Below are 24,870 nucleotides of genomic sequence, written 5' to 3' on the forward strand. Positions count from 1 at the left end.
TTATTGCTTCCAAAAATCCGGGCTTTTCTGATTGAATGCACACTTTGGTGGACACAGCGTTACTAAAATCCCAGTTGATAAATTTTGATAAGTTCATTGCAGAAGGGAGTTTTAGTTTTTTTTAAATAAAAACTTTTTTAAAGTAGAGCTGTTCATGTCTATATTTACTATGCTATTTCCTCTTTTGATCTGCCTTGTTTTATAGAGCACAGTAAGTTAACTTAAAATCTATGTAGGCGGGGAAAAGGGATGATTGAACCAAGCTATACCTGAGGACCTATAAATACGTAGATAAAATAATTGATAACCAATCCGGGCTTTTGAATGAATGCTAAATTATCTCCAGGAAATGAATCAGATCGGATACGTGTTTTGCACGAATACGAAATTCTAAATACAGCAACAGAAGAAGAGTTCGACCGCATCACTAAAATTGCATCGTTAGTATGTGGTACGCCTATTTCTCTAATTTCATTTGTTGATAAAGATAAGCAGTGGTTTAAATCGCGCGTAGGCTTAGATACTGAAGAAACAAAAAGAGAAGTTTCGTTTTGCCAGTACACACTTTACGAAGATCAGTTAATGGAGGTGGAAGATGCCGAAAAAGACGAGCGTTTCAAATCCAATGAATTGGTCACTTTAGAACCAAATATTCGTTTTTACGCAGGCTTACCACTAATTGATCCCAATGGGTATGCATTAGGCGCACTCTGTGTTATCGATCGTGTTCCTAGGCAGCTCGATCAATATCAAAAGGAAATTTTAAGACTTCTGCGAGATGAAGTCGTCACACTTATCGTCAATAGAAAAGAAAAAGAGAAGTATAAGGAAAGTGAACAGACGCTGAAAGCATTTTTCGAAAACTCTCAAGGACTGATGTGTACACACGATCTGAATGGTAATTTCATGACTGTGAATGATGCGGGGGCCAGAATTCTGGGCTATACAAAAGAGGAGATTCAGTCACGATCACTTTTTGATATTGTTCCCCCGGAGGGACATCAAAATTTACAAGATTACCTATACGCAATTGTACAACGAGAAATCATCAAAGGGGAAATGCGTACCATCACACGTTCGGGCGAGACGCGTGTTTGGATGTTTAATAATATTCTACAAAACAGTACAAACAAAGTCCCGTATGTGATTGGAAATGCCGTGGATATTACTGAGCAGCATTTTCTGGAAAAGAAACTTAAACATGCACAGGCAACTTTGATGCGCACTGGAAGGGTAGCCAGGATTGGTGGTTGGGAATATACACCTACTGACGGGAAGATTGTATGGTCGGAAATTACCAGAGAAATTCATGAAGTACCTGACGCGTATGAACCGAACTTAACAACTGCACTGAACTTTTATAAAGAAGGGGAATCTAGGGATAAAATAAGCCTTGCAATTGAACATGCACTCACCACAGGAGAGCCTTGGGATTTGGAACTCGAAATTGTCACATTCACGGGGCATGGCCTTTGGATACGTGCGTTGGGAAATGCTGATTTTGAAAATGGGCAATGTGTTCGTTTATTTGGTACTTTTCAAGATATTGACAAACGTAAACGCATAGAAGCAGAATCTTCGCATTCCAAAAAAATGCTTACAGAAGTGTTGGATGCTACCTCCGCAGTCGCCATTATAGCAACTGATAAAAATGGCGTAATTACATTATTTAATACCGGTGCCGAAAACCTTTTGGGATACAGCAGTGAGGAAGTCATTGGTAGATTAGGCCTAGCACATTTTCATTTAAAAGAGGAACTCGTTTTGCGGGCTAAAGAAATGGAGGTAGAATTGGGGTACGCAGTGGATGAAAATGGTATTTTTTCGGATATTGCTGACTTACATGGCGCAGAACAACGAGAGTGGACCTATTGTCGAAAAGATGGAAGTAGATTACATGTTGCGTTAGCAGTTACTCATATACGGGATATAAACGAAGATGTCATTGGTTACCTTGCTATCGCAACAGATATCAGTAGAATTGTCTATCAGCGTGAGGAGCTTGAAAAGGCTAAAATAGTGGCAGAGCAGGCAAGTGTAGCAAAAACGCAATTTTTGACGAACATGAGCCATGAACTTCGCACGCCTCTAAACGGAATTGTTGGCTTTACCGATTTATTGCTCGGAACCGCACTTGAGGATACGCAAAGGGAGTACCTCACTATCGTGGATCAATCTGCCAATATATTGCTGGGAATTGTTACTGATATCCTCGACTTTTCTAAAATTGAAGCAGGCAAATTGGAACTGGATGTCGAACAGACCGATCTTTATGAATTAGTTATTCAATTGACAAACTTTCTTAATATACAGCTCAAAGCCAAAAGACTGGAGTTTTATTTGAATATCGCACCCAATGTGCCAAAATACATCTGGGTTGATGCACTGCGCATCAAGCAAGTATTGATGAACTTGCTGAGTAACGCGACTAAATTTACGGAGAAGGGCACTATTGAACTCAGCATCTCAGTCGTATCAGAAGGTCCTGACCAAGCTGTGTTGTGTTTCAGCGTAAAAGATACAGGTATAGGTATCAAAAAAGAAAAATTAGAAAAGATATTTGAAGCTTTTTCACAAGAAGATAACTCGATGACTAAACGGTATGGAGGGACTGGTTTGGGACTGACCATATCGAATAAATTGCTTCATATGATGGACAGTGAATTGAAAGTGGAAAGCATTTTCGAGGTAGGAAGCCGATTCTTCTTCAATCTCCAAGTACCTGCTATTTGGGAAACAGATGATTGGGAAGGATTGGGGAAAATAAAGGACGTGCTCGTTGTTGCTGAAGAAGAGTCCGAACGAAATGCTTTGGCTCGGATGCTGTCTTTGAAAAATATTAATGTGACCCAGGCAAAAACTGGATTTGAAGTAGTACAAATGTTGAAAGGGGGACGCTATTTTGATGCTATTTTGATTGATAACCAATTGCCCATAATGAGTGGTATTGAAACTATACAACATATTCGTGACAGACAATACGATAACAATTTTGAACAGCATATTATTCCTGTTTTTAGTGCTGACGAGCGCGACATAGTGCAGCTTTCTCAGCCTCTTGCCATAAGTTGTTGGTTAGTCAAACCTGTTACGCAGCAAGCCCTTTATGCAGCGTTAGTAAAAAAGTTTATTGTCTAGTATTAACTAACTGTGTGTTTAGCACTATTGACTGTCTTTGCATGTTGTGTTAATCTATAGCTGCTTTTGTACTTCACGTAGTCTTTAACCAGGATGAAATATCAATAATGGCTATTAATTTTCAACGATCCAATTTATTATCTTCCATGAATCAAGAGCACTGCAATTATCGCAAGTTTCGGATTTTTTAAGGTTCTCTTTTAATATAGTTTTGTGGGAACTAATAACTATAACACTATGCAAGTTTTTAAAGATAAAACCATCTTGGTTACAGGAGCCAATAGAGGAATAGGTAAATCACTGGTGAGTGCACTGCTTAATCATGGAGCAACAAAGATCTATGCCACCTGTAGAAATTTGAAATCGATGCCGTTACTCGCTGATGATCGAATAGTACCTTTACAACTAGACATTACGGACGATGAACAAATAGCGCAGATTGCAAATGTAGCTCTCGATACAGAAATTCTGATCAATAATGCCGGAACCTTAAATCCAGGGAACATGCTACAAGGTGAACTTTTGGGGATGGAACACGATTTAGCGGTGAATTATTTTGGGACAATAAAAATGATGCGTGCATTTGCCCCAATTCTTGTTAAGAATAGACCGTCTACTATGATCAATATCGTTTCCATTACGGCATATTCTCCGTTACCCTCAATTGCTGGCTATGCGGCCTCAAAAGCAGCGCTCTATTCGGCTACACTATCCGTCCGTATCGAATTGGCTAAAGATGGTGTAACCGTTTATGCCGTGAACCCTGGGGCTATTGATACTGATATGAACAAAGGAAGCGATTGGGAGATGCCAGATCCAGATACTACAGCGGTGAAAATATTGGACTATGTCTCCGCCGGAAAACTAGATATCGTTCCGGATGATATGGGGCAAGGTATGTATGCCGCATGGAGAGAAGATCCTGAGAAATTGTCAAAAATGTTTTCGGATCTTTATTACTTAGAAAAATAATTGTGTATAAATTGTTCCGCGTCTATAAGCTTCTGTATAGCACCGAATAGCTAGCAGGGGATAAAAAATAAGCAATTCACAGCGAGTATCAGTTACGATCGGCATAATCTCGTAGGCGACATAATCGCTGTGAATGCGGTTACCACCAAATGTGAATATTATTCTTTTGATTGTAAGTAGGGGAGTCGGTATTGCTCATCAAATCTTTTCTTGTCATCCCTATAGCTACTAACTGCTCCTAGCTTATGCATTATTTTGATATAACACCACGCAAGGTCAATTTGGTATGGTTTGAAACCACTACGTGCACTCTTGGGGTATAAATGATGGTTATTGTGCCATTCACCTGCTACAATGCCAGGCCATAATTGATTTATGGATTTATCCTTCTCATTAAAATCGACGCCTTCCCGTTGTTTGTCTTCGCCTTTTGCATGACCTTCATAGTTGAAGGTTCGGACGCCGACAGCCCAGAAGCCTGCTGCGCCAAAGAGTGTGCAAGCAAGGGCATGACCACCAATCAGATAGAATATGGCATACCAAAAGGCCCAATTAAGGATCCACGACCAAACCGCGTGCGAGGGATTGACATATGATCCCCACTTTTTATATTGTGCATAGCTATTGGCTGTAACACCTGTGTGTCGCATAAGTAATTTTACCCGGTTATATGAATTTTCCGTCAGGTCCTTAGCAATAGGCTGATGATTTACATCGGCTAAGAAACAGTATAGAAAACCCGCTTGCGCATTGTAAGGATCACCGGGTTTATCCGATTTGGCATGATGCACATGATGCGAAATCACATAAATTTCTTCGGGAATGACATTGATGGTCAGATTTTGTGTGACGAAGCGCCAGAAACCGTTACGGAATTTAAATGCACCATGTGTGGCAAATCGATGATGCCATATCGTGCCATGGGTTCCCATAACAATCATACTATAGAGGAAGGCTGCCAATACTGTCCACCAACTGAAGTGATATACCAAAAAGAGTATAAAAAAGGGAATTAGGCAGGCTACCTTTAACCAGCTAAAAAAGGGCAGCCAATTTCGTTTATCCTTAAAAATATTGAGACGTTTGAAGAATTCTTTGACTATTTCTCTTTTGGTTGGCTTTACGAGGTTTCCATCGGCGTCTTTCCATCCGTAGGTAGGAACTTGCAGAACGTGGTCTAAAAAGGGCATTTGTGGTTGATGTAAATTCTAATTTTTGTTAAAGTTACTATATTACATGGTTAAAAAGTGTTAATCTTAAAAGTTTAACATATCCTTAAGATGTATTTTGGCGTAGTGCTGTACGATTGCATCGGTATTTTTGACTAGAGATCTGATAAATTGAAGCGTCAACGTATGGGATACAAACAGATGTCCTCCTTTGGGAACATTGAAAGCGTCTGCTTTAAACTGTCGGCAACCTTATCGTTTGGCTATTCGCAAAACGCTTACATTGTAGGAAAGACGTCGGATAGCAATTTTAAAGATTGACACTTTAAAATATTATGCAAACTTTTTAAAGTTATGCAACGTTTATAAAGGGAAAAACCACAAAATTTATTTAAATGTCTAATAACAGTATACCGCAGAAGGTGAATGACCATCTTGCTAATGAACGGACTTTTCTCGCTTGGATACGAACCAGCTTAGGGATTATGGGTTTTGGATTTGTAGTCGTTAAATTTTCATTATTTATTCGTCAGATAGAGCTCATTTTAAAGAAAGATGTCGTTGTCGGCTCCCAGCATGAATATTCTGGCGTTGTGGGCGTTTCTATTGTGGTTATTGGTGCATTGACGGTTATCGTTGCTTTCTTTAAATACCGTAAGACAAATAAGCAAATCGAGGAGGAGAACTTCGTTCAAACTTCGAATAGTATCACAATTGTAGCCGTATTGATTTTTGTCATCGGTCTTATTCTGAGTTGGTATCTTATTGACGGTCTTTAGGGCGCATAAAGTTTTGCATTTTTTCAATCAATGAAACGACCTAACTTGATAAAATAAAAAACCGACTCCTATTTATATCAATCTGTTTGCAAATAGGTCTTCCGCAGCGTCTTAAAAGCCCAGTCGGTATCCAAATCAAATTTTATTTGATTTGGAATAATCGGTTATTCCAAGCTTATTTCCGAAAGGATCATTAAATTCCACGGCTAGACCTGTCATGATATCAAATGGCTCGCTTAAAAATACGATCCCCTTTTGCTTTAAAGATTCATAGGTTGCCTTAACATCTGCAACGGTAAACCAAATACTTGGTTTTGCCTGTTGTGCCGAACTCAGTATGATCGCTGGTTCATTGTCGCCCACTTTAAACGCAGTCATCCCTTTTGCCGGAAAGTCAAATTTAGTTTCGAGTCCAAGTTGGTCTCGATAAAATATCTTGGCTTTATCCAGGTCATCGACCGGTATAAAGAAATTATCGTAATCCAATAATAGGTTCATGGTAATTAGGATTTAATTTGTGATAAGTCTATTCCAAATGCTTTCAATTGCGATTCTCCAAGTTCAGTGATATAGAAGTTTTTACTTGTGGGATCTTTTTTAGCCAACCAACCCTTCGTTATTAAAGCTTCGAGCAAGAGCTGACCGAGTTTACCGCCGATATGTTCATAACATAATTTTGCGGGTTTCAATTTATCGTTTTTGTTCATTTTTGTCTTTTTGTTACCGTTTACTTTTTGATTTATAATTCCTTAGCTGTAAAATTATGAAAATGCGAAGGACTGAAAAATGATAGAGATCATTCATTCTAGTGGCTCTTTGACACGATGTAAAGCATATCTCTTTTGCTTTTGAAAAACAAAATGTATCCCAACTTGGTATCTAGAAAGGGGATTTTATTATATATGGAAAAGGAAAAGGATAGCGAGTCGCAGGTAAAACGTTTATTTGAACGTTTTAATACTCAAATAGCAGACCCAGCTTATATAGATGTTGATTTTTTGGTTTCACTGGTGGACGTCGTCCGTCCAAAGCATGTCAATTTATATTATCAGGCCGACATTCAATTTTTACTAGCCTATTTTGAAGCATCACCTGAAGAACTTCAATCCTTTCAGCTTTATCTTAAAAGAATCCTAGTTGCCAAGGATTTTGATCAGCTGATTTCTGATACGGGCATCATTAGTTATGCAGATTTTTTTTACGAACTGAAAAAAAGGATTACAGAACGGTATCTACCATTTCAGCCGCCGAAGTCTACTTTACAATATCTTTTAAATCAAGTTTTTTATAAATCTAGCGATGCCGAATGGATCGCAATGATTCCCCAGGATCAGGTTGATAAGCTGTTTTGTTTATGTGGATTTCAAACGATTTATGACGATGAAACTGGCTTTGGAATGATTGAAATATTGTATGGACTGGAATTGCTGGTCCAACGTATTACAGGCCGTGCTATGGAAACAGATGTAAATAAGATGGTACCGGAGTTTCAAAATTTTGATAGTCCATTTATTGCAATCATGCGGGAATTTACCGAATTGAATGATCGTCTTTTGCAATCCAATGTTAAGTTTATCCCATCCAACGATCTATCTTATAAGCAGATTTTGGTATTACATAGACAATGCGAGGCGTATATCGAAACAGCATTCGACAATTCACATCGTTTTGGAATTTCTATCAAAGTGAATCAATCGCTTCTGCGCATGCGGCAACAATTAGAAAGGATCCGAGAAATTCTATATTTTTTGGTGATTGATCATTCGGATGAAAAGAAGCAAAAGACAATCAAACTGGCAGTAACACTCCTTGGATACAATTCCGGGAAAAGCAACATTCGCAAATTAGTTGGACAGAGTACACAACTTCTGGCTTACGAGATTACACATCATACCGCACAGACGGGTGAACACTATATTACCTCAAGTGAAAAAGAATATTGGAAAATGTTCCGATCGGCCTGCGGTGGTGGCCTCATTGTAGGCGTAATGTGTATCTTCAAGTTATTGTTGGGGAAGATACACACCAGTGAATTTGGTCACGCATTTTTATATAGCCTGAATTATGCGATAGGTTTCACGTTAATTTATCTTTTTGGTGCAACTTTAGCAACCAAACAGCCCGCCATGACAGCATCTGCATTGGTCAATGCAATTGAGCAGGGAGCTTCCGGAGCTGGAAATAACAGACATCGTTATTGGATGTTTGCTGAATTATTTGGAAGATTATTTCGGTCTCAGTTCATTGCTTTTGTTGGTAATGTTGTGATGGCTTTTCCGATGAGTCTTTTTCTTGTGTGGTTGATTCAGCAGCTGTCTCACGTTAATATTGCGAGTGCGCAGTGGTCACATCTTGTTAACGACCTTAACCCGGTGAAAACACCTTTAGTTTTTCACGCATCAATCGCAGGAGTTTTTTTATTTCTTTCGGGAATTATTGCCGGAAGTATCTCAAATAGAGACAAGCATAATTCAGTTTATTATCGCATTCAGGAGCATCCGATGTTGAAAAAAGTATTTGGACAGCGGCAGACAAACAAAATAGCTTTGTTCTATGAGAAAAAATGGGCAGGTATCGTATCTAACGTTTGGTTTGGAATTTTTATGGGAACTACAGCTCCCGTCGGACTTTTTTTAGGTTTAAATCTGGATATTAGGCACATCACATTTGCGAGCGGGAATTTAGCATTGGGCTTATTTGGGAACGGTATGGAGTTGCCTGCCAAGATCTGGTTTTGGGGGATCTTGGGGATTGGATTGATAGGTTTTTTCAACTTTATGGTTAGTTTCTCCCTATCGTTGATTTTAGCTTTTCGTTCGCGTAACTTATCCTCGGGAGAATTGATTAAAATGGGGCGAGCCGTTTGGATCTATTTTAAGATAAATCCAAAGCTGTTCTTCTTCCCACCTCGAAAAAGTTAAGTTCTAAAAAGTTAAATTCTAATGAAGGCCAGCAACCCTTAATCAATCCCTGCCAATACAAGGATAACAGGCTGATTTCCTTCTAAACATTGATGTCACCGGAAAGATCGGGTGTGTCTTCGTCGTCTTTTTTTCTCTGCGCGGCCTGTTCTGCATCCTTATTATGGGTACGATCGTCTTTAATACCTGATAAATCGGTATTAGGACGCTTTATACGTTTGGAAGTATCATCTTTATGATCTTCGGACAACGCATTGTTTGACTTCTTTGAATCTTCCTCAGAGGACGTTATCATCATAAAAATAACTATGCTTGCCGTACGAGATTTATTTTTCAATCTATGCATTTGACATGTTGTTTTTTAGTAGGGAACAGCGTTCGTAGCGTTATCGTTGGCGCAAACTATAGCTTACTTTCGCCAGCAACAATTTCAATAAGGTTTTCAAGCAAGGAAATTTTTATTTGCTGGCCGCTGTAACTCCTGCATTCATCATCGATGTGTATTTTTTTGCCTTCCCATTCCATGGTCAACTGACTAGCTCGGATGGGTTTTATTTTCAATGCTACATTGGATCCATTCAATAGCCCGTCAATATAGTCTATAAGTTCCTGCCGTTGCTTTTCAGTTACAATGATGATGTCGAATTGTCCGTCGCCCGGATCAGCATTGGAAGATAAGATTAGTCGAGGCCCCATGCTTGGAATATTCATAACTTCGGCGAGAATACATGCTGTTTCAAAGTGACTTTCTCCTACCTTTATTTTCAGTGTTTTGGCCGGAAACGTTTGGACCAGTTCGCGTAATTGCTGGAGTGCAATTTTTATTTCTTCTTCTGCACTAAGATCTTCATCTAAACTCTTTTTGTCCATTTTTTCCATCAATAAAGGGAATACGCCGAAACCGATAGATTCTATAAAATGGAGTGGCTTTTCTGCTAATCCCAAAATCATTCCTACATCGAATTTTTTAAGTTTACAGTCGTTCCAAAGACCAATGGCTTTTTCACAGTCAAGAGGAATGCCAAGAGAGATAGCAATATTGTTTGCAGTTCCTTGTGGCAGTATGGCGATTGGTCTTTTAAATTTTAGTTTTTTTTCCAATAGCGCTAAAACTGCAGTTCTGATCGTGCCATCACCGCCGGCCAAGGCAATAATATCAGTCTGCGGATCGATCTTCTTGACAGCATGCTGTTTTGCGACTACTGTACAATTGTGTCCAAGATTTTCAATCAATTGACATAGTTCATCTTTGTCCCCATTCGTATCATCCCCAGCGGTAGGGTTATGTACTAATCTTATGTTTTTGCCATGTTCTTTCATAACAATTGAACAAAGCATGGCTGAGATTGGTTTTTAAACAAATGAACAACTATGAATATACTTATTACTAACGACGATGGCATTTATTCGCCTGGTATCGCAGCACTGGCAAGAATAGCGAAACAGTTTGGCACGGTAAAAATTGTGGCACCCGATGTGGAACAGTCTTCAATGGGACATGCGATTACGCATTCCCGGCCGCTAAGTTACCGGCGTGCCCCTATTACTTTCGAAGATATTGAAGCTTTTAGGGTCAATGGAACTCCGGCAGATTGCGTAGCATTGGGTTTACATATGTTTCCTGATACGCAGGTTGTACTTTCCGGTATCAATATGGGACCAAATCTTGGTAATTCCATGTGGCATTCGGGTACACTAGCTGCTGCAAAGCAGGCCACTCTTCTTGGCATTACGGGTATTGCGTTGAGCACCCCTGTCGGAAAGACTGAACCGGATTTTGATGGCTTATCTGAATGGACAAGGGATGTGCTAAAAATATTAATTGAAAATAAAGAACCCTTTGAAAACAAAGAACCCGCTCTGTACAATGTGAATTTCCCAGCCCAACCTCAGGGCATAGCATGGACAAGGCAATCAGTAAGGTTGTATGATGGTAGGGTTGTCGCTGGAGAAGATCCTATGGGAAGGGAAAACTATTGGATCACTGTCATACCTTTAGAACCTGCTGATAAAGGCACAGATCGCTGGGCAGTAGAACACAATTTAGTGTCCATTACACCTTTACGTCTTGATCTTACTGCGCATGATGAACTTGCGGAAAGAGTGAAACACGAGCAAAGTTAATTCAATGGAGCTAATCGAACGGGAAAATTAAACATTAATGGAAAAAGATATGAATGCAACAGAAAATTTAATGCAGAAGGAAAGATTTCGTCCAGTTGATAAGGCAGGATTGGGAGGCGTAGCTTTAGGTAATGGATTTCAGCACCATACTGATTATGAATGTTTGAAGACAGTAGAAGCGGCGTGGAAGGCTGGAATACGACTCTTTGACACTTCCCCATGGTACGGTTTAGGTATAAGCGAACGTCGAATGGGCTTATTTTTAAAAGATCAACCTAGGGAAAGTTTCACTTTGTCAACAAAAGTGGGTAGACTCATGTTACCTCAAGAGGATTTTAACATGGACCAGTTGCTGTGGAAGGGGAAATTAAATTTTGGGTACCGTTATGATTATACTGCATCAGGTGTAAGAAGGAGCTTAGAAGACAGTTTACAACGCTTAGGACTGTCTTCGATAGATATGGTATTTATTCATGACCTTTCACCAGACAATGGAGATATGAAAGACAGCTATGCTTATTATTTTGAGCAAGCTGCTAACGGTGCGATGCCTGAATTGACTAGGATGAGAGAAGAAGGGCTTATTAAAGGCTGGGGGCTGGGAGTTAATACCGTAGAACCGATTTTACAGACATTGGACGTTGCAGACCCAGATGTTTTTCTTTCAGCCTGTCAGTATTCGCTGATAAAACACGAGGAAGGGCTGAATGAAGTTTTTCCTAAAGTCGCTGAAAGAGGTGTTTCAATTGTTGTGGGAGCGCCATTATGTGCTGGATTTTTAGCTGGGAAAGACCGTTATCTCTACGATGGAAATTTCCCTGCGGGTGTAAAGGAAAAACTAAATGCATTGCATCAGGTCGCAAAAAATCACAACGTCGATCTTCGCACAGCAGCATTGCAATTTTCGGCCGCTCCTGAAGAAGTATCTGGGGTGATACCGGGTGCACATACTGCTGAGCAGGCGGTAGAAAATGCAAATTCTTTTAACGCTAAGATCCCCACCGACTTTTGGAGCGAGCTAAAACATGAGAAACTTATTGAACAAAACTGTCCAGTACCAAACATGTGATTACTTGACAAGATTTAGGGTGTGATTGGCACACCCTCTTTGAACCGATGTGAATTGGGCATTATTTTAGATCAGCTTAAATATATGTCATGGAATAGACCTCGTGAAATCTGCCGGGATAAGCAGTTTGAAAGTAATTTTACTGTTGTCTAAGTGAACGGTTATGGTCCCTTTGTGAAGTTTTGCTATTTCACGTGCAATAAATAATCCTAATCCCAAACCTTTGCTATTGGCTCCTCTTGTAAACGGTTCGAACAAGTTTGATAAATCCGACATGTGCTGTGGGAATATGAGGTCATTCGTAACGCTAAAAATAAATTGCCCATCATCAATGCATGCGTTGATTTCTATGTTTTTATTAGGATCCCCATGCTTTATTGCATTTCCGACTAAATTTGCAACGGCTCGTCCCATCTTATGTTGATCACAGCGTATCTCAGTCGGAAGATCGATGTTGGCAATTAACTTTTGATGATGCAAAAACTCATATTCTGATAGGATTTGTCTAATTACCGTATCTATTCGGAAACATTCATTAATTATTGAGGGTTTATTTTCAAGACGAATACTACTAAAATCCAATATATCATCGATCATCCCTTTCATCCGAAAAGACGCTTCTTCTATTTTCTTTATTAAGCGTTTTTGGTTATCATCTTTTACACTTCCCACCAAGTATTGTGATATCACCTTTACGATACTGACAGGGTTATTTAGATCGTGGGCCAGGGCTGTTAAAATGAGTTCTCTGTTTTTAGTGTAACTAAGCTCCTGTTTTAATGCACTTCTCGCGTTATTTAAGCCGAATATCGTGTTAAAGTCTAGTGCAATTAAATCACTGCAAATTGGGAGAAGCGTTTCCAACTTGTTTCGGTCCAAATGTACAGGTTCCGCATGCATAAAACTCATGTGCCCCACAATAGCGTCATTCTTGTTAATTATTGGATAAGAGATATAACTTTTTAAGCCGAATTCCTGCAGCACGTGAGCCCATTGATCAACAGTACATTGTGCGCTATCATCAATGTAAATAGGGGAAAAACCTGTTCTGATTTCCTGATATATTTTAACATAAGTGTCACTATTTTTATCAACTATTTGTTGAGACTGATAATCATAAACGCACCAATTTCCCCATTTTAGTCCATCTTTCTTACGTATCAACCCATATCTCATTTTGGTCTGACTACAAAGTTCCTCCAGAATTCGTTGACAGGTATTGAAGTCGCTTTTATTGGATGTGCTGTACGGTTTATTTATTTGATTTGGGATGGTCATTTTTTTTTGCGTTGTTAGCTACGTGAACCCATCAGTGGGTAATCATTTCTCAGTGAAAATACAACATAGTTTCCATATTATTTTTCCAATTTCGCAATTTGCTCGATTAGGCCTTTAAATATAAAGGCGTGAAAGGGTAGCACGGCATACCAATATAGCCTACCTGAAATTCCCAATGGCCTAAAAGTCGCAGTTTGTATCAACGTTTGTCCTTCGATTTTAAATTCGAGCCATGCTTCGCCCGGTAATTTCATCTCTGCATAGAGAAGTAGTCTTTTCTGTTTTTTATCTGCAATTAGGACACGCCAAAAATCAAGGGTGTCACCTGCGGAAAGATCAGTTTTGCTTTTCCGCCCTCGTCGCATGCCGACCCCACCAACCAATTGATCCATAAAGCCTCTAATTTTCCAAAGCCAATTGCCATAGTACCAACCCGATTGTCCGCCTATAGACCAAATTTTGTTTAATGAAGTGTCACTGTTGCCGAGTGTCACGCTACGAACATCTTTAAAGCAACCATAAGCCGGCACTTCCAACAGTCTGCTTAATCCTCCAGATAGAATAGTACTGGTCTGCGCATCTTTCCAGCTCGAAATCACATGGTTACTTTCAATTTTTTGGAAAGCCAATTGGATAGCCGTTCGGTAGTTTATCAGTGATATGCCAAGTTGCTCGGCAAGGCGATTTGGTTTACATATCACTTCTACTTTCATGCTGTCAACTAAGTTTTTAGCCAAATTGTATGAAGTGGAAGTAACAAAATAGAGCCAGTAGGAAGATAGCCTTGGCGTCATAACAGGAACAATATAAATATGTCTCGTAAGCTTTCTCTCAGCGGCATACTGCAAAAGCATTTCTTTGTAAGTAAGAACATCCGGACCACCAATATCATAACTTTTATGGTATGTTTCAGCGTTTAGTACAACACCTACCATAAATTCAATGACATTCCGGATGGCTATTGGCTGGCATTTCGTTTTAAGCCATTTTGGCGTGACCATAATCGGCAGTTTCTCTACTAAATCGCGTATGATTTCGAAAGAAGCGCTACCTGACCCGACAATTATACCAGCCCTTAATGTTGTAATGGGAATTGAACCACTTGCTAATACCTTTTCTACATTTTTCCTTGAATCCAGGTGTTTGGACAGCTGGTTGGAATTACTTATTCCACTCAAATAGATAATCTGCTGTGCTTTGGTCAACTCAATGAAATTTTTGAAGTTGGTGGCGCATTCAATTTCCATGCGTTGAAAGTCACCAGTTTGGGTAGCCATCGAATGTATCAGGTAATAAGCTACGTCAAAGTCAGTTGGCAAGTTTTTGAGTGTCTCTTTATCTAGAAAATCTACTTCGATAACTTTTATATTATGCTGTTCAGTTGGAATATTGAGCCGATCTTTATCCCTCACACAGCAGATAAGCTCATGTCCTTGCTCCAATAATACGGGTCAGAGGCGTTTGGCAATATAGCCCGTCACACCTGTCAAGAGAACCTTCATAAGCCATTACATCTTTTATTTGTGTTGTTTCCTATATAAATATCCTAAAATTTAGATAAATATTTAAATTTACTTCGCGGTTTAGCTAGTTATTCTTTCCTGAGCATTGTACAAATCTGCCTTTTTTTGTAAATAGTCGGGGCTTTTACAAATAGAATAAATATAGCTTTTCCATTATATGATGCGTAGGGGAGTTTCGGTAATAACTTATTCCTCAGATCTGCTAGCCTCGCGGCTCCCATTAACCGTTATTGCACGAAATATAAAGGTTACAACGGCCAGAATTAATAAAACATGAACAGTATCTTCTGTTACGAACCCGCCAAGAAAAGTAACCGCCCAAATAATGATTATGCTAACGGCTATCGAATACAATAAATCTTCCATATGCTATTTCTTGATTGGAGAACAATATCCCGATGAAATCGTTTAAAATTTGATCGGAAAAGATAACGCTCAATTTCGATATTTGGAGGAGATATATATTTCTTGTACGATTAAAATTAATCAATGCGTACTCGGAATATAGAAGTTTAAAAGCGTGATTCCCTTATGCTACCCAGCAGATAAAATGGAATTCATATCGCGGCACAGGATTTGAAACGAGAAATGCCCGATTGTTCGGGCATTTCTCGTTATTCATTATTAAGCAGATTCATTTACGCCTGAAACAGCAATTTCTGTCAGTAATGTATCTGTTTCCTTTTCTTCATCAAGTGTTTGTTGAAGCAATTGCTCTGCTTCTGAATGTTTCATCAACTTTGCAAAGGTAACCAGACATCCGTAACTTGCAATTTCATAATGTTCAACTTTCTGCGCTGCAGAAATAAGCGCAGCATCCAATGCTGGGTCTCCTTCAAAATGCTCGATAATCTCGTCAGCTTCCTCTAGAAGCCCCTCCATGGCTTTGCATTTCTTACCTCGAGCAGCGATTCCCAATACTGAAAACACTTCCTTAAGCCGCTCTATCTGCTGTTCGGTCTGGCCGTGATGTTTTTCAAACGCTTGTTTTAGTTGTTCATCTTCGGCTGCTTTGCTCATTTTCTTTAAACCTTTTAAAAGTTGTTTTTCAGCACCCAAAATATCTTTTAATTCGTCTACAAATAACTCATGTAAATGCTCATTTGGCATTTGTTCCTGATTTTGATTCGATTTTGCCATAATTCTTTTTAGAGATGGACATCTGTCAAAATGAGATCGTTTTTAAAATCTCATTTTCATTCCCTTATTGTCGCTCGTAGGAATCAATTGGGAGGATTTAAACCCTTACATTCATTTACTCAATCAAGTCAAAGTGAGTTTAATCGTAACATTCGGAACAAAATTTAATACGTATGCTGTCTATTTGATCTCTATGGCAGATTGTATCGTTGTTTTTTAGTATATTACGAACTAATAGTATATCAGATTAAACTTTAGATTATTCTGATTGGTTTAATTTTATTCCAAAACAGTCCTTTATTTTTATACATAAAACTATAATAGTATATTAGTGTTCTAATTTGCATGTATGAAGTATAAGCTTTTAAAAGAAATCATTGGATTAGTCGAGGAATTTGACGCGGAAACAGAAGTTACTGATAGCTTTAGCGATGACTCCGATGGATTTAAGCGTTGGATAACGGCAAAGGAAACAGGAACTTCTGTTGAGCCCTATTGGGAAGGAAAGGAAAATGGGCGCACGCCAGAAAGTGTAATCAGCACATTACTTGTGCATATGAATAGGTTTGCAAAAAGCTATTCTAAAGCGGCTATATGGGAATCTGATTTTTCAACCCAGGAGGAATATATATATCTTATTACCCTTAGGTCATTTGGTGAGATGACAAAAATGGAGCTAATCAGGAGGAATATTCATGAAAAACCAGCGGGTATGGCCATTATTAACCGTTTAATCAAACAAGGATGGATTAGCCAGCAAAGTTCAGAATCGGATCGTCGAAGTAAAGTGATTTATATTACGGAAAATGGTCGATTAGCTTTAGATCAACAAATGGAAAAAATACGGCATGCAACACAAATTGTTTCAGGTAATTTGACATACAGTGAAAAAATAACATTAATAAGTCTATTGGATAAACTGAGCAGATTTCATCAGGTAATTTACGATAAGAATATTTCACCAGATAAACTGTTGGAGCAGATCAATATAGCGAAATAACATCCTTAGTTTAATTAACATCAGTGAAGAAGAAGGAATCAAATTAACATAAATGAAGAAGAAGGTAGCAGTTATAGGTGCGGGTTTTTCAGGTCTTTCAGCTGCGGCTTATCTCGCTCAGGCTGGATGCGATGTACATGTTTATGAAAAGCATACGGTGCCCGGTGGGAGGGCGAGGCAGTTTGACACTGTTGAAGGATTTAAATTTGATATGGGACCAAGCTGGTACTGGATGCCTGATATCATTGAGTCATTTTTTTTAGATTTTGATTGCAGTACAGCTGATTTTTTTGAGCTCGTTTCGCTCAATCCGCAATTTGAAATGATATTTAGTTCAGGACAGATTAGCGTACCCGAATCTTATCCGGAATTAAAGCAGTTGTTTGAGCAGATCGAACCTGGAGCGGGTGAGCAGCTGGATAAATTTATGGAGGCTGCCAAATTTAAGTATGAGGTAGGCATGCGCGACTTTGTCAATAAACCCTGTCACAATTGGAGTGAATTTCTGTCCCCTAAGATTGCTCTTAGTGCTTTTAAGCTCGATCTGCTTTCTAATTTTAGATCCTATGTTGCTAAATATTTTAAGGACCAGAGGCTACGCACATTAATGGAATTTCCTGTTATATTTTTGGGTGCTTCACCCAAAGATATTCCGGCCTTATATAGCCTAATGAATTATGGCGGTTATGCATTAGGTACTCATTATCCAAAAGGAGGTTTTTTTCAATTGGTGCTAGCGATGCAACAGGTGGCTGAGAAGCAAGGCGCAACTTTTCATTTCGATCATAATGTCGCTGGAATGAAGGTTAAAAATAATACGATCAGTTCGCTGGAGATTAACGGAGTGTATCATGATTATGATGTTGTGGTTGCCTCGGCAGATTATCATCATATTGAAACATTATTAGATAAAGAGTTCAGAAACTACCATGAGGATTACTGGAAAACCAGAACGTTTGCACCATCCAGTTTGATATATTACTTAGGTATGAAGTCTCCTATTCCTAATTTAACGCATCACACCTTGTTTTTTGAGCATCCATTGGATGATCATATTGAATGTATCTATGGCGAAAAGAAGTGGCCTCAGAATCCTTTGTTTTATGCTTGTTGTCCATCCAAAACGGATCCCAATGTGGCGCCTGCAAATACGGAGAATCTTTTCTTATTAATGCCATTGGCTACAGCTATTTCGGACGATGAAGAAACGCGTGAAAAATATCTTATTCATATGTTAAAGCGTCTAGAAAAGCATACTGGTTCAAATATGTTATATGAACAGATCGTATATAAAAGAAGTTACTGTGTGAGCGACTTTGTAAGCGATTATAATGCTTATGGCGGAAATGCTTATGGATTAGCAAATACATTGAAACAAACAGCGGTATTGAAACCGAAGATCAGGAATAAGAAAGTTAAGAATCTTTTTTATACAGGGCAGCTGACGGTGCCCGGCCCCGGGGTACCTCCATCCATTATATCGGGTAAAATAGTCGCCAAAGAAGCCATTGAATTATTGCGTAAATTATAAGATCATGAAGAAACTATTTGATGAACTCGCTTATGAAGTGAGCAAAAAAACAACTGAAAAGTATAGTACAAGTTTTTCGCTTGGTATTTTGGCTCTAAAGCCGAGCATTCGGGCAAGTATTTATGCGATATACGGTTATGTACGACTGGCTGATGAAATAGTCGATAGTTTTCATGGTTATGACAAGCAACGGTTATTGGGACGACTTTATTTGGAAACTACCAATGCTTTAAATGAAGGCATTTCGTTAAATCCCATCCTGCAGTCTTTTCAGGAAACCGTACGCAAATATAATATTGATATGTCCCTTATCAATCAATTTCTTCATAGTATGGAGATGGATCTGAACAAAGTTGAGTACAATTCAGAACGCTACAAAGAGTATATTTATGGCTCTGCAGAAGTCGTGGGACTGATGTGTTTACAGGTTTTTTGTGAAGGTGACCGTCAGCGCTATGAGGAGTTAAAGCCTTATGCAATGAAGCTCGGTTCGGCATTTCAAAAAATTAATTTTTTACGTGACCTAAAAGAAGATTATCAGGTGCTTGGACGTACCTACTTTCCAAATTTGGATATGGGGCAATTCGATAATATCATGAAACGCTGTATCGAGGAGGAAATTCATACCGAATTTAAAGAAGCACTTTTGGGAATCAAGAAGTTACCTGCGTCGTCTAAGTTTGGAGTTTATTTAGCTTATAAATATTATCTTTCTCTCTTTTCACAGATCCGAAAAAAATCTTCTGAGGAAATCTTGGAAAATAGGATTAGAATACCTAATATTCAAAAGGCTTATGTCGCCGTTAAAAGTTACGTGCGCTATAAGGCGGCTTATTTATAAATCCATCAGCTTATTGCAATATGAACTTGTTTATTATACTGTTCACTTTTATCGCCATGGAAGGCGCTACCTGGTTAATTCATAAATATATTATGCATGGCTTCTTATGGGTACTCCATAGGGATCATCATGATCATAGTAACCAGGGATTTTTGGAGAAGAATGATTACTTCTTCATTATTTTTGCTGTTCCTACCATCGCCCTAATGTATTTTGGCTCTTTAAGAAATTACAATTATCTTTTTTATATTGGCATTGGGATTATGCTGTATGGCATGGCTTATTTTTTCGTTCACGATATTTTTATACATCAGCGTTTTAAATGGATGAGTAAAACAAATAATCGTTATTTTTTGGCTCTTCGGCGTGCTCACAAGCAGCATCACAAACATTTGGGCAAGGAAGAAGGCGAATGTTTCGGTTTTCTATATGTTCCGATGAAATACTTTAAAATGTATACTAACAATGAAAAAATATGATGCAATATACTTATTCGCTTATCTTATTTTTTACGGTAGTAATCTGTTTTGTCGCATCCTTCGACAAGCGGCTTCGATTCGACCGTGAATTTTTTCCATTCTTGAAATCGGCTGCACTTGTTGCTATATTTTTTATCGCTTGGGACGTGTGGTTTACAAGTGAGGGCGTTTGGTGGTTTGACACAAGATATACTTTAGGACTGGTAATAGCGGGACTGCCAATAGAAGAGTGGCTGTTCTTTATCTTCATTCCTTTTTCTTGTATTTTTACTTATTTTTGCATTGATAAATTTTTTAGACTGCAATCCCTTTCCGCGTTTAACAACATCGTTGTTTTTGTAAGTATCATTATATGCGCAGTGGTGGCTCTTCGTTATACCGATCGAATTTATACCTTGGTAACCGCTGTAGTCACTATTTTAACACTGGTGATTTTCCATTTTGTTTTACGCGTGCAATGGATTACGCAAGCCTCTTTGGTTTTTACCCTGCTCATGTTGGGATTTTTACCTGTGAATGGTATACTCACGGGAACTGGATTGGAATCGCCGATAGTGAATTACAACCCAATGGAATTCATGGGCATCAGGATACTGACTATTCCTGTAGAAGATGCGGTATATGGCTATACACAATTTTTATTGGTTCTCTATTTTTTTAAAAAATTTCAAAATAAAGGTGTGGATCCAATAGCGAAGTGAGATGCATTGGATCAATCGGATTAGGGAAACGTATACTATATATGTCGTAGACAAGCTGATTCTGACTTAATTTCGTTATTTCGTTTCTACATGCTTTAAGTGAAAATTGTTTTGTTGATCAATTTCTATCGTGTAATTACTATTGAGTTCTAGTGTCCATCCGTCCCCCTTAATGAGATTTTTCTCAATGGATGTGGGTTTAGTGATGGATACCTTTTTCCAATCAGGACTAATTAAAGCCCCATTTTTGACATCTAAAATCCCCCAAACATCGGTAATTCGGGTAGTGGGGTAGTATGTGCCCAAGTTTTCGATCGGAATGATGGTTCTAGGGTCGAAAGAATAGTTCATTTTCTCGAATTGAATTTCAAAATGAGCAGATTCCACAAACTTATTTTTGTAAGTTTTGACTAAGCGTTTATTTTCAGTATCCCTTTTATTTTCTTCTTCAAAAATTGCAGCTGCGTTATATGTTTTGGAAAGATTCTTAAAATTTTGTTCAGTTGGCGGAAGAAGAGAAATTGCAAACTCCCGAATAAATAATGCTGTTAGATCAGTTTCTTTATCTATTTTTTTATTCCAATTTTTATCCTTTTTATACAGCAGATAACCATAAGTTGGCGTCGTTTGGTAGGCAAATGATCTTACAAAGGTGCGATTGTTTTGAGATCGGTTGATACCATTTATAAGATATTGTTTTGTCGATTCATCGCTGCGGGCACTGACTATTATTCCTGTAAATTCGGCAATTCCTTCGTTAATTTCCAATAAATTCTCATTTTTAGCAGCTTCATCGAATAGGACGTATCTATATTTTCTAAAAAATAAGGCATTGTTAAGATGACGTTTCATATCATTTTTATGTGTTGACATTAAAGCTTGTTTTAGAGCCTCAAATTCAAGACGTAAGCTAATCCGGCCATATTTTTCGTCGAGGTGATTATTGTTCGCATTATTTAATGAGAAATTCAAATCGGGTTGTATGCGATGAAAGGACTCATGTGCGAGCAGATTTACACGATCATCCCTGTTTTCTGGAAGAGGCAACATGACCATTGCCCACCTCTTGTCATTCCAATCGAGTGCCGTGTTGGAAAAATTGACCTCCTGAGGTAGAATTCCAGTGTATAGGTTCGCTGATGGTTTTAAAGTTTTTTTTCCATCCAATTCGTTGGCATAGATCGTGCGTGTGGCGGGATCAATAAGAAGAATTGGTCCGTATATATTTTTATTCCACAACTTGAAACTCTTATCTGAAGCAGTTTTGAGCTCTTCAAACCATACGTTTATATGGGCTGTTTCATATTGCTTGTGTTGTGCATAACCCTGTGCAGTAAGATGGATAACAAAGAGAAGAGTGAATATTTTTTTCATAATTGTATGGGGAATAATTGACTTTCAAAATAGGCTGGCCAGTTTAAATTAGCGTGTGTTAAGGGAGGATCTCTTGAAAAAATGTATCATGATAGGTTTTGCCAATCGCGATTTCATATTTGTCGATAAAAACGTCATTATGGTCAAATGAATCTATTTTATTTTTATTGATGATATATGAGCGATTTATTCGTAAGAAAATAGATTTTGGAAGCCAGTCATGTATATTCTTTATGGTCATACGTGTAATCACGCGTTGATCTTCCATTTGGAAAATGACATAATCTTTAAGTGATTCAATAAAAAGAATTTCGCTGAGATTGATCTTAAAAAATCTACGGTCGGATTTTACAAAAATATAATCACCCGTGATTTGCTCTAAATTTTTATTCTCTTCATCCAAAAGAAGGCCGTGATAAACAATCGCCTTATCTACAGCTTTACGAAAACGAACGGCGTCTATAGGTTTAACAAGATAATCGATTGCATCGACTTCATAGCTATCTACAGCATATTCGGAATAAGCCGTGGTAAAAATCACAAGCGTATTTTTGGGAATATTTTGTGCAAACTCAATTCCGTTAATTTCTGGCATATTGATATCTAGAAAGATTAAATCAACAGCGTTTTGTTGTATGAATATACCCGCAGAAACAGCATTGTTGAAACTTTCAAGAAGTTCAAGAGATGCAATCTGATCGACTAGTTTCCGTATTCCTTTACGCGCTATAGGCTCGTCATCTACAATGATACATCTCATAATAGTAGCGTTAATTTTACGATATAATTTTGTTCTGTTTCTTCTATTTCTAAAGCATGTCGATTTTCGTAAAGCAACTGTAATCTACGGACAATATTACTCAATCCGATGCCTCCCCTTTCTGTTTGCCTTTGGTTTATAGATTTCGAATTTTCGCATATAAAAATAAGGGAATCTTTTTCTAATTGAAAGGATATATTAACATAAGATATGCCATTACTGTTTAGGTTGTGTTTAACTGCATTTTCCACAAATGGGATGAATAACAGCGGAGCAACAATTACTTTATTGCTGTCTCCCCAAATTTTTATATTGAACTCAAATTGGTCCCTTCTGACTTTCTCCAATTCCAGATAGTCTGTCAATAGACATAGATCGTCAGACAATGAAACTTTATCGTTGGTGTTGTTAGTGAACTGGTATTGCAGTAAGTCATCCAGTTTGGTTAAAATATGGGCTGCCATGTTTGGATCTTCATCCACCAGTATATTGGCATTATTAATCGTATTGAATAAAAAATGAGGATTGATTTGACTCTTTAAAAATTTGAGTTCCGATTCAGTAGTTGCTTTTTGTAACTCCTGCTGCTTTATTTTGCTTTTTATTAAAGGCTTAAATAGTAAAAGGGATGAAGTGCCGACAATAAATAGGATGATTGCCAATAGGCTAGATGCTAAACTCAGAAATATAGCTGTAGGGCTGGGATCGTTTCGGCTGACTGCGATATCGTAGAACATATGTTGTAGGATCATCACGATCAATAGCGCAACTACGGAAAATGACACGGCAGCAATTAAATAATGTATCAGCCTATCTTGGGCCAAAAAGTAGGGGAATAACAGGTAAACGTTTACATAAACCAGCATATTCATAAACAAATAGTAGGATACCCAACCGCAAGTTCTGTCGAAAGATAGGTTTAGTTTATCAGGCGCATCGAAGAATATCCCAATTGAAATTAACAGCATAAATAGTTGCATACAAAGATGCCTTTGTATGCTGTAGCGATCTTCAATTAAGAAAGCAATTTCTTTATTTTCTACGGCTATTTCCATTCCTTTAGATCGAGTTGAAGACTGATATTTCCGGATTCCATTGTAAATATGTATAAATCAGGATAGAGCATATTTAATTTGTCGGCTATTTCCATTTTGTATTCCGGGGGTAATCGATAAGTGTTCTCATAGTTTACGATAAAGCGTATTTTTTTTTCTGAAATTTCAAGGTTAATACTTAAGCTTTTAATTTCATTTGCTATCAGTATGGACTGTATCAATACGATGAATAAAAGGGGGGAAATCAGCAAATTGTTGGTTTTTCCCTTTACCTCCAAAACATATTCAAAACAGCTATCTTCAATAATTTTTTTTAATTGTAGTAAGTTTTTTAGGAAGATTATTTCGGAATTAAGGAAAACTTTATTTCTATTGCAGTCATAGAGTTGGTAGCGCAGTAAATGACCAAGTAACATCAATATCTGCGACGCTTTTTGCGGATCTGATGCGGTTATTAAGGCAGCTTTACGTAAGGCTCTCGACATAAAGATTGGCGAAATTTGCCCTTTCAGTTTGTTTACTTCTGTTTCAAGGAAATTCTGCTCCAGCATCATCACATCTTCGTTCTTTTTATTCCATTTGCGAAAGAGTTTGATAACGGACATGCTCCATAGGCAGATTATAGTCATTGCTGAGGAAGATAGGCTGTCTATCAGGATGATTGGATTGCTATAGGATGTTATGCGATGCGGTAGGCTCAAAATTGTGCGTATGGCGTATTCCAAAAAAAGCGTGCAGCCCATAAGCGCTACCACAATAACTATTAACAAAACGATATAAATGGTATAGTTTTCGTTTAGTAGGAACTTTGGTATGAGGTAAAAATAATTCAGATATGTTGTTAGTAGGTAAGTGACAAATGAAAGAAAACAAATTAAAAAGATAGTGTTTCCCAAAGAAGACAGATTGTCTTGATACACTATAAATGTTTGATTAAATGTAATAATAACTAGGGTAAAAATAAAGGTCAGATGCCTCCATAGTCTATAATTGGAGTTAAATAAAAAATGATATGG

At 38.1% G+C, this 24,870-nt stretch carries 24 protein-coding genes; 11 read left to right on the forward strand and 13 right to left on the reverse strand.

Annotation, left to right across the window (positions count from 1 at the left end; translation table 11 throughout):
- Nucleotides 1-324 precede the first annotated feature (324 nt).
- Nucleotides 325-3,138 carry a PAS domain S-box protein gene (locus QE382_RS07655; protein ID WP_307185349.1) on the forward strand — a complete coding sequence of 938 codons (2,814 nt, stop codon included), beginning with the start codon at nucleotides 325-327 and terminating at the stop codon, nucleotides 3,136-3,138.
- A gap of 237 nt (nucleotides 3,139-3,375) precedes the next feature.
- Nucleotides 3,376-4,110, forward strand: coding sequence for an SDR family NAD(P)-dependent oxidoreductase (locus QE382_RS07660; RefSeq protein WP_307185350.1), 735 nt, complete (start codon nucleotides 3,376-3,378; stop codon nucleotides 4,108-4,110).
- 158 nt (nucleotides 4,111-4,268) lie between these two features.
- Here the strand turns inward: QE382_RS07660 and QE382_RS07665 are convergent, their stop codons facing one another.
- Nucleotides 4,269-5,300: a fatty acid desaturase gene (locus QE382_RS07665; RefSeq protein WP_307185351.1), complete on the reverse strand. Its 1,032-nt coding sequence runs from the start codon at nucleotides 5,298-5,300 to the stop codon at nucleotides 4,269-4,271.
- 374 nt (nucleotides 5,301-5,674) lie between these two features.
- Here QE382_RS07665 and QE382_RS07670 point away from each other — a divergent pair, with 374 nt between their 5' ends.
- Complete coding sequence (locus tag QE382_RS07670) at nucleotides 5,675-6,058, forward strand: YidH family protein (protein WP_307185352.1); 384 nt, start codon at nucleotides 5,675-5,677, stop codon at nucleotides 6,056-6,058.
- 135 nt (nucleotides 6,059-6,193) lie between these two features.
- On the opposite strand, the gene QE382_RS07675 is transcribed toward QE382_RS07670, so the two are convergent.
- Nucleotides 6,194-6,556 carry a VOC family protein gene (locus QE382_RS07675; protein ID WP_307185353.1) on the reverse strand — a complete coding sequence of 121 codons (363 nt, stop codon included), beginning with the start codon at nucleotides 6,554-6,556 and terminating at the stop codon, nucleotides 6,194-6,196.
- Nucleotides 6,557-6,561: 5 nt separating this feature from the next.
- The gene (locus tag QE382_RS07680; RefSeq protein ID WP_307185354.1) at nucleotides 6,562-6,765 is read right to left on the reverse strand and encodes a hypothetical protein; all 204 of its coding nucleotides are present in this window, start codon (nucleotides 6,763-6,765) and stop codon (nucleotides 6,562-6,564) included.
- Nucleotides 6,766-6,960: 195 nt separating this feature from the next.
- Here QE382_RS07680 and QE382_RS07685 point away from each other — a divergent pair, with 195 nt between their 5' ends.
- Nucleotides 6,961-8,979, forward strand: a complete 2,019-nt coding sequence (locus tag QE382_RS07685; RefSeq protein ID WP_307185355.1) for a transporter-like protein — start codon at nucleotides 6,961-6,963, stop codon at nucleotides 8,977-8,979.
- 82 nt (nucleotides 8,980-9,061) lie between these two features.
- Here QE382_RS07685 and QE382_RS07690 read toward each other — a convergent pair whose 3' ends face one another.
- On the reverse strand, nucleotides 9,062-9,277 hold the full coding sequence (locus QE382_RS07690) for a hypothetical protein (RefSeq protein WP_307185356.1): 216 nt from the start codon (nucleotides 9,275-9,277) through the stop codon (nucleotides 9,062-9,064).
- Nucleotides 9,278-9,381: 104 nt separating this feature from the next.
- Nucleotides 9,382-10,299 carry a diacylglycerol/lipid kinase family protein gene (locus QE382_RS07695; RefSeq protein WP_307185357.1) on the reverse strand — a complete coding sequence of 306 codons (918 nt, stop codon included), beginning with the start codon at nucleotides 10,297-10,299 and terminating at the stop codon, nucleotides 9,382-9,384.
- A gap of 51 nt (nucleotides 10,300-10,350) precedes the next feature.
- Between QE382_RS07695 and surE the strand changes: the two genes are divergently transcribed.
- On the forward strand, nucleotides 10,351-11,103 hold the full coding sequence (gene surE, locus QE382_RS07700) for a 5'/3'-nucleotidase SurE (protein ID WP_307185358.1): 753 nt from the start codon (nucleotides 10,351-10,353) through the stop codon (nucleotides 11,101-11,103).
- Nucleotides 11,104-11,140: 37 nt separating this feature from the next.
- Nucleotides 11,141-12,172 (forward strand): aldo/keto reductase, encoded by a 1,032-nt coding sequence (locus QE382_RS07705; RefSeq protein ID WP_307185359.1) that lies wholly within the window; start codon nucleotides 11,141-11,143, stop codon nucleotides 12,170-12,172.
- A gap of 87 nt (nucleotides 12,173-12,259) precedes the next feature.
- Here QE382_RS07705 and QE382_RS07710 read toward each other — a convergent pair whose 3' ends face one another.
- From QE382_RS07710 to QE382_RS07720, 4 genes are all read right to left on the reverse strand, one after another.
- On the reverse strand, nucleotides 12,260-13,450 hold the full coding sequence (locus tag QE382_RS07710) for a GAF domain-containing sensor histidine kinase (protein WP_307185360.1): 1,191 nt from the start codon (nucleotides 13,448-13,450) through the stop codon (nucleotides 12,260-12,262).
- A 77-nt stretch (nucleotides 13,451-13,527) separates the two neighbouring features.
- Complete coding sequence (locus tag QE382_RS07715; RefSeq protein WP_307185361.1) at nucleotides 13,528-14,862, reverse strand: SDR family oxidoreductase; 1,335 nt, start codon at nucleotides 14,860-14,862, stop codon at nucleotides 13,528-13,530.
- Nucleotides 14,863-15,159: 297 nt separating this feature from the next.
- Nucleotides 15,160-15,339, reverse strand: a complete 180-nt coding sequence (locus tag QE382_RS23530) for a DUF5670 family protein (RefSeq protein WP_370877874.1) — start codon at nucleotides 15,337-15,339, stop codon at nucleotides 15,160-15,162.
- 258 nt (nucleotides 15,340-15,597) lie between these two features.
- Nucleotides 15,598-16,113, reverse strand: a complete 516-nt coding sequence (locus QE382_RS07720; protein ID WP_307185362.1) for a YciE/YciF ferroxidase family protein — start codon at nucleotides 16,111-16,113, stop codon at nucleotides 15,598-15,600.
- Nucleotides 16,114-16,462: 349 nt separating this feature from the next.
- Here QE382_RS07720 and QE382_RS07725 point away from each other — a divergent pair, with 349 nt between their 5' ends.
- The 5 genes from QE382_RS07725 to QE382_RS07745 are packed head-to-tail and all read left to right on the forward strand — an operon-like array spanning nucleotide 16,463 to nucleotide 20,665.
- A complete protein-coding gene (locus tag QE382_RS07725; RefSeq protein WP_209577997.1) occupies nucleotides 16,463-17,113 on the forward strand; it encodes a MarR family winged helix-turn-helix transcriptional regulator in 651 nt (216 codons plus the stop codon).
- A gap of 52 nt (nucleotides 17,114-17,165) precedes the next feature.
- Complete coding sequence (gene crtID, locus QE382_RS07730; RefSeq protein ID WP_307185363.1) at nucleotides 17,166-18,644, forward strand: bifunctional phytoene desaturase/3,4-desaturase; 1,479 nt, start codon at nucleotides 17,166-17,168, stop codon at nucleotides 18,642-18,644.
- Between the two features lie 4 nt (nucleotides 18,645-18,648).
- Nucleotides 18,649-19,485: a phytoene/squalene synthase family protein gene (locus QE382_RS07735; protein ID WP_307185364.1), complete on the forward strand. Its 837-nt coding sequence runs from the start codon at nucleotides 18,649-18,651 to the stop codon at nucleotides 19,483-19,485.
- A 20-nt stretch (nucleotides 19,486-19,505) separates the two neighbouring features.
- The gene (locus tag QE382_RS07740) at nucleotides 19,506-19,964 is read left to right on the forward strand and encodes a sterol desaturase family protein (protein ID WP_307185365.1); all 459 of its coding nucleotides are present in this window, start codon (nucleotides 19,506-19,508) and stop codon (nucleotides 19,962-19,964) included.
- Complete coding sequence (locus QE382_RS07745; protein ID WP_307185366.1) at nucleotides 19,961-20,665, forward strand: lycopene cyclase domain-containing protein; 705 nt, start codon at nucleotides 19,961-19,963, stop codon at nucleotides 20,663-20,665. Before QE382_RS07740 ends, QE382_RS07745 begins: the two co-directional genes overlap by 4 nt.
- Nucleotides 20,666-20,740: 75 nt before the next feature.
- On the opposite strand, the gene QE382_RS07750 is transcribed toward QE382_RS07745, so the two are convergent.
- From QE382_RS07750 to QE382_RS07765, 4 genes are read right to left on the reverse strand one after another with little or no spacing between them, the layout of a single operon-like run.
- Nucleotides 20,741-22,039, reverse strand: coding sequence for a hypothetical protein (locus tag QE382_RS07750; RefSeq protein WP_307185367.1), 1,299 nt, complete (start codon nucleotides 22,037-22,039; stop codon nucleotides 20,741-20,743).
- A 58-nt stretch (nucleotides 22,040-22,097) separates the two neighbouring features.
- Complete coding sequence (locus QE382_RS07755; RefSeq protein ID WP_307185368.1) at nucleotides 22,098-22,799, reverse strand: LytR/AlgR family response regulator transcription factor; 702 nt, start codon at nucleotides 22,797-22,799, stop codon at nucleotides 22,098-22,100.
- A complete protein-coding gene (locus tag QE382_RS07760; protein ID WP_307185369.1) occupies nucleotides 22,796-23,854 on the reverse strand; it encodes a sensor histidine kinase in 1,059 nt (352 codons plus the stop codon). The genes QE382_RS07755 and QE382_RS07760 overlap by 4 nt, the downstream gene beginning before the upstream one ends.
- Nucleotides 23,845-24,624, reverse strand: a complete 780-nt coding sequence (locus tag QE382_RS07765) for a histidine kinase (RefSeq protein ID WP_307185370.1) — start codon at nucleotides 24,622-24,624, stop codon at nucleotides 23,845-23,847. Before QE382_RS07765 ends, QE382_RS07760 begins: the two co-directional genes overlap by 10 nt.
- Nucleotides 24,625-24,870: the final 246 nt, after the last annotated feature.

Origin of the sequence: Sphingobacterium zeae (assembly GCF_030818895.1) — a bacterium.
Lineage (GTDB): Bacteria > Bacteroidota > Bacteroidia > Sphingobacteriales > Sphingobacteriaceae > Sphingobacterium > Sphingobacterium zeae.

Bases quoted from the DNA above. Each gene is read 5' to 3' on its own strand.
- QE382_RS07695 (WP_307185357.1), bottom strand. From the start codon at position 10,299: ATGAAAGAACATGGCAAAAACATAAGATTAGTACATAACCCTACCGCT.
- QE382_RS23530 (WP_370877874.1), bottom strand. From the start codon at position 15,339: ATGGAAGATTTATTGTATTCGATAGCCGTTAGCATAATCATTATTTGG.
- QE382_RS07660 (WP_307185350.1), top strand. From the start codon at position 3,376: ATGCAAGTTTTTAAAGATAAAACCATCTTGGTTACAGGAGCCAATAGA.
- QE382_RS07760 (WP_307185369.1), bottom strand. From the start codon at position 23,854: ATGGAAATAGCCGTAGAAAATAAAGAAATTGCTTTCTTAATTGAAGAT.
- QE382_RS07675 (WP_307185353.1), bottom strand. From the start codon at position 6,556: ATGAACCTATTATTGGATTACGATAATTTCTTTATACCGGTCGATGAC.
- QE382_RS07710 (WP_307185360.1), bottom strand. From the start codon at position 13,450: ATGACCATCCCAAATCAAATAAATAAACCGTACAGCACATCCAATAAA.
- QE382_RS07665 (WP_307185351.1), bottom strand. From the start codon at position 5,300: ATGCCCTTTTTAGACCACGTTCTGCAAGTTCCTACCTACGGATGGAAA.
- QE382_RS07655 (WP_307185349.1), top strand. From the start codon at position 325: ATGAATGCTAAATTATCTCCAGGAAATGAATCAGATCGGATACGTGTT.
- surE (WP_307185358.1), top strand. From the start codon at position 10,351: ATGAATATACTTATTACTAACGACGATGGCATTTATTCGCCTGGTATC.
- QE382_RS07740 (WP_307185365.1), top strand. From the start codon at position 19,506: ATGAACTTGTTTATTATACTGTTCACTTTTATCGCCATGGAAGGCGCT.
- QE382_RS07670 (WP_307185352.1), top strand. From the start codon at position 5,675: ATGTCTAATAACAGTATACCGCAGAAGGTGAATGACCATCTTGCTAAT.
- QE382_RS07680 (WP_307185354.1), bottom strand. From the start codon at position 6,765: ATGAACAAAAACGATAAATTGAAACCCGCAAAATTATGTTATGAACAT.
- QE382_RS07735 (WP_307185364.1), top strand. From the start codon at position 18,649: ATGAAGAAACTATTTGATGAACTCGCTTATGAAGTGAGCAAAAAAACA.
- QE382_RS07685 (WP_307185355.1), top strand. From the start codon at position 6,961: ATGGAAAAGGAAAAGGATAGCGAGTCGCAGGTAAAACGTTTATTTGAA.
- QE382_RS07705 (WP_307185359.1), top strand. From the start codon at position 11,141: ATGGAAAAAGATATGAATGCAACAGAAAATTTAATGCAGAAGGAAAGA.
- QE382_RS07755 (WP_307185368.1), bottom strand. From the start codon at position 22,799: ATGAGATGTATCATTGTAGATGACGAGCCTATAGCGCGTAAAGGAATA.
- crtID (WP_307185363.1), top strand. From the start codon at position 17,166: ATGAAGAAGAAGGTAGCAGTTATAGGTGCGGGTTTTTCAGGTCTTTCA.
- QE382_RS07750 (WP_307185367.1), bottom strand. From the start codon at position 22,039: ATGAAAAAAATATTCACTCTTCTCTTTGTTATCCATCTTACTGCACAG.
- QE382_RS07725 (WP_209577997.1), top strand. From the start codon at position 16,463: ATGAAGTATAAGCTTTTAAAAGAAATCATTGGATTAGTCGAGGAATTT.
- QE382_RS07720 (WP_307185362.1), bottom strand. From the start codon at position 16,113: ATGGCAAAATCGAATCAAAATCAGGAACAAATGCCAAATGAGCATTTA.
- QE382_RS07745 (WP_307185366.1), top strand. From the start codon at position 19,961: ATGATGCAATATACTTATTCGCTTATCTTATTTTTTACGGTAGTAATC.
- QE382_RS07690 (WP_307185356.1), bottom strand. From the start codon at position 9,277: ATGATGATAACGTCCTCTGAGGAAGATTCAAAGAAGTCAAACAATGCG.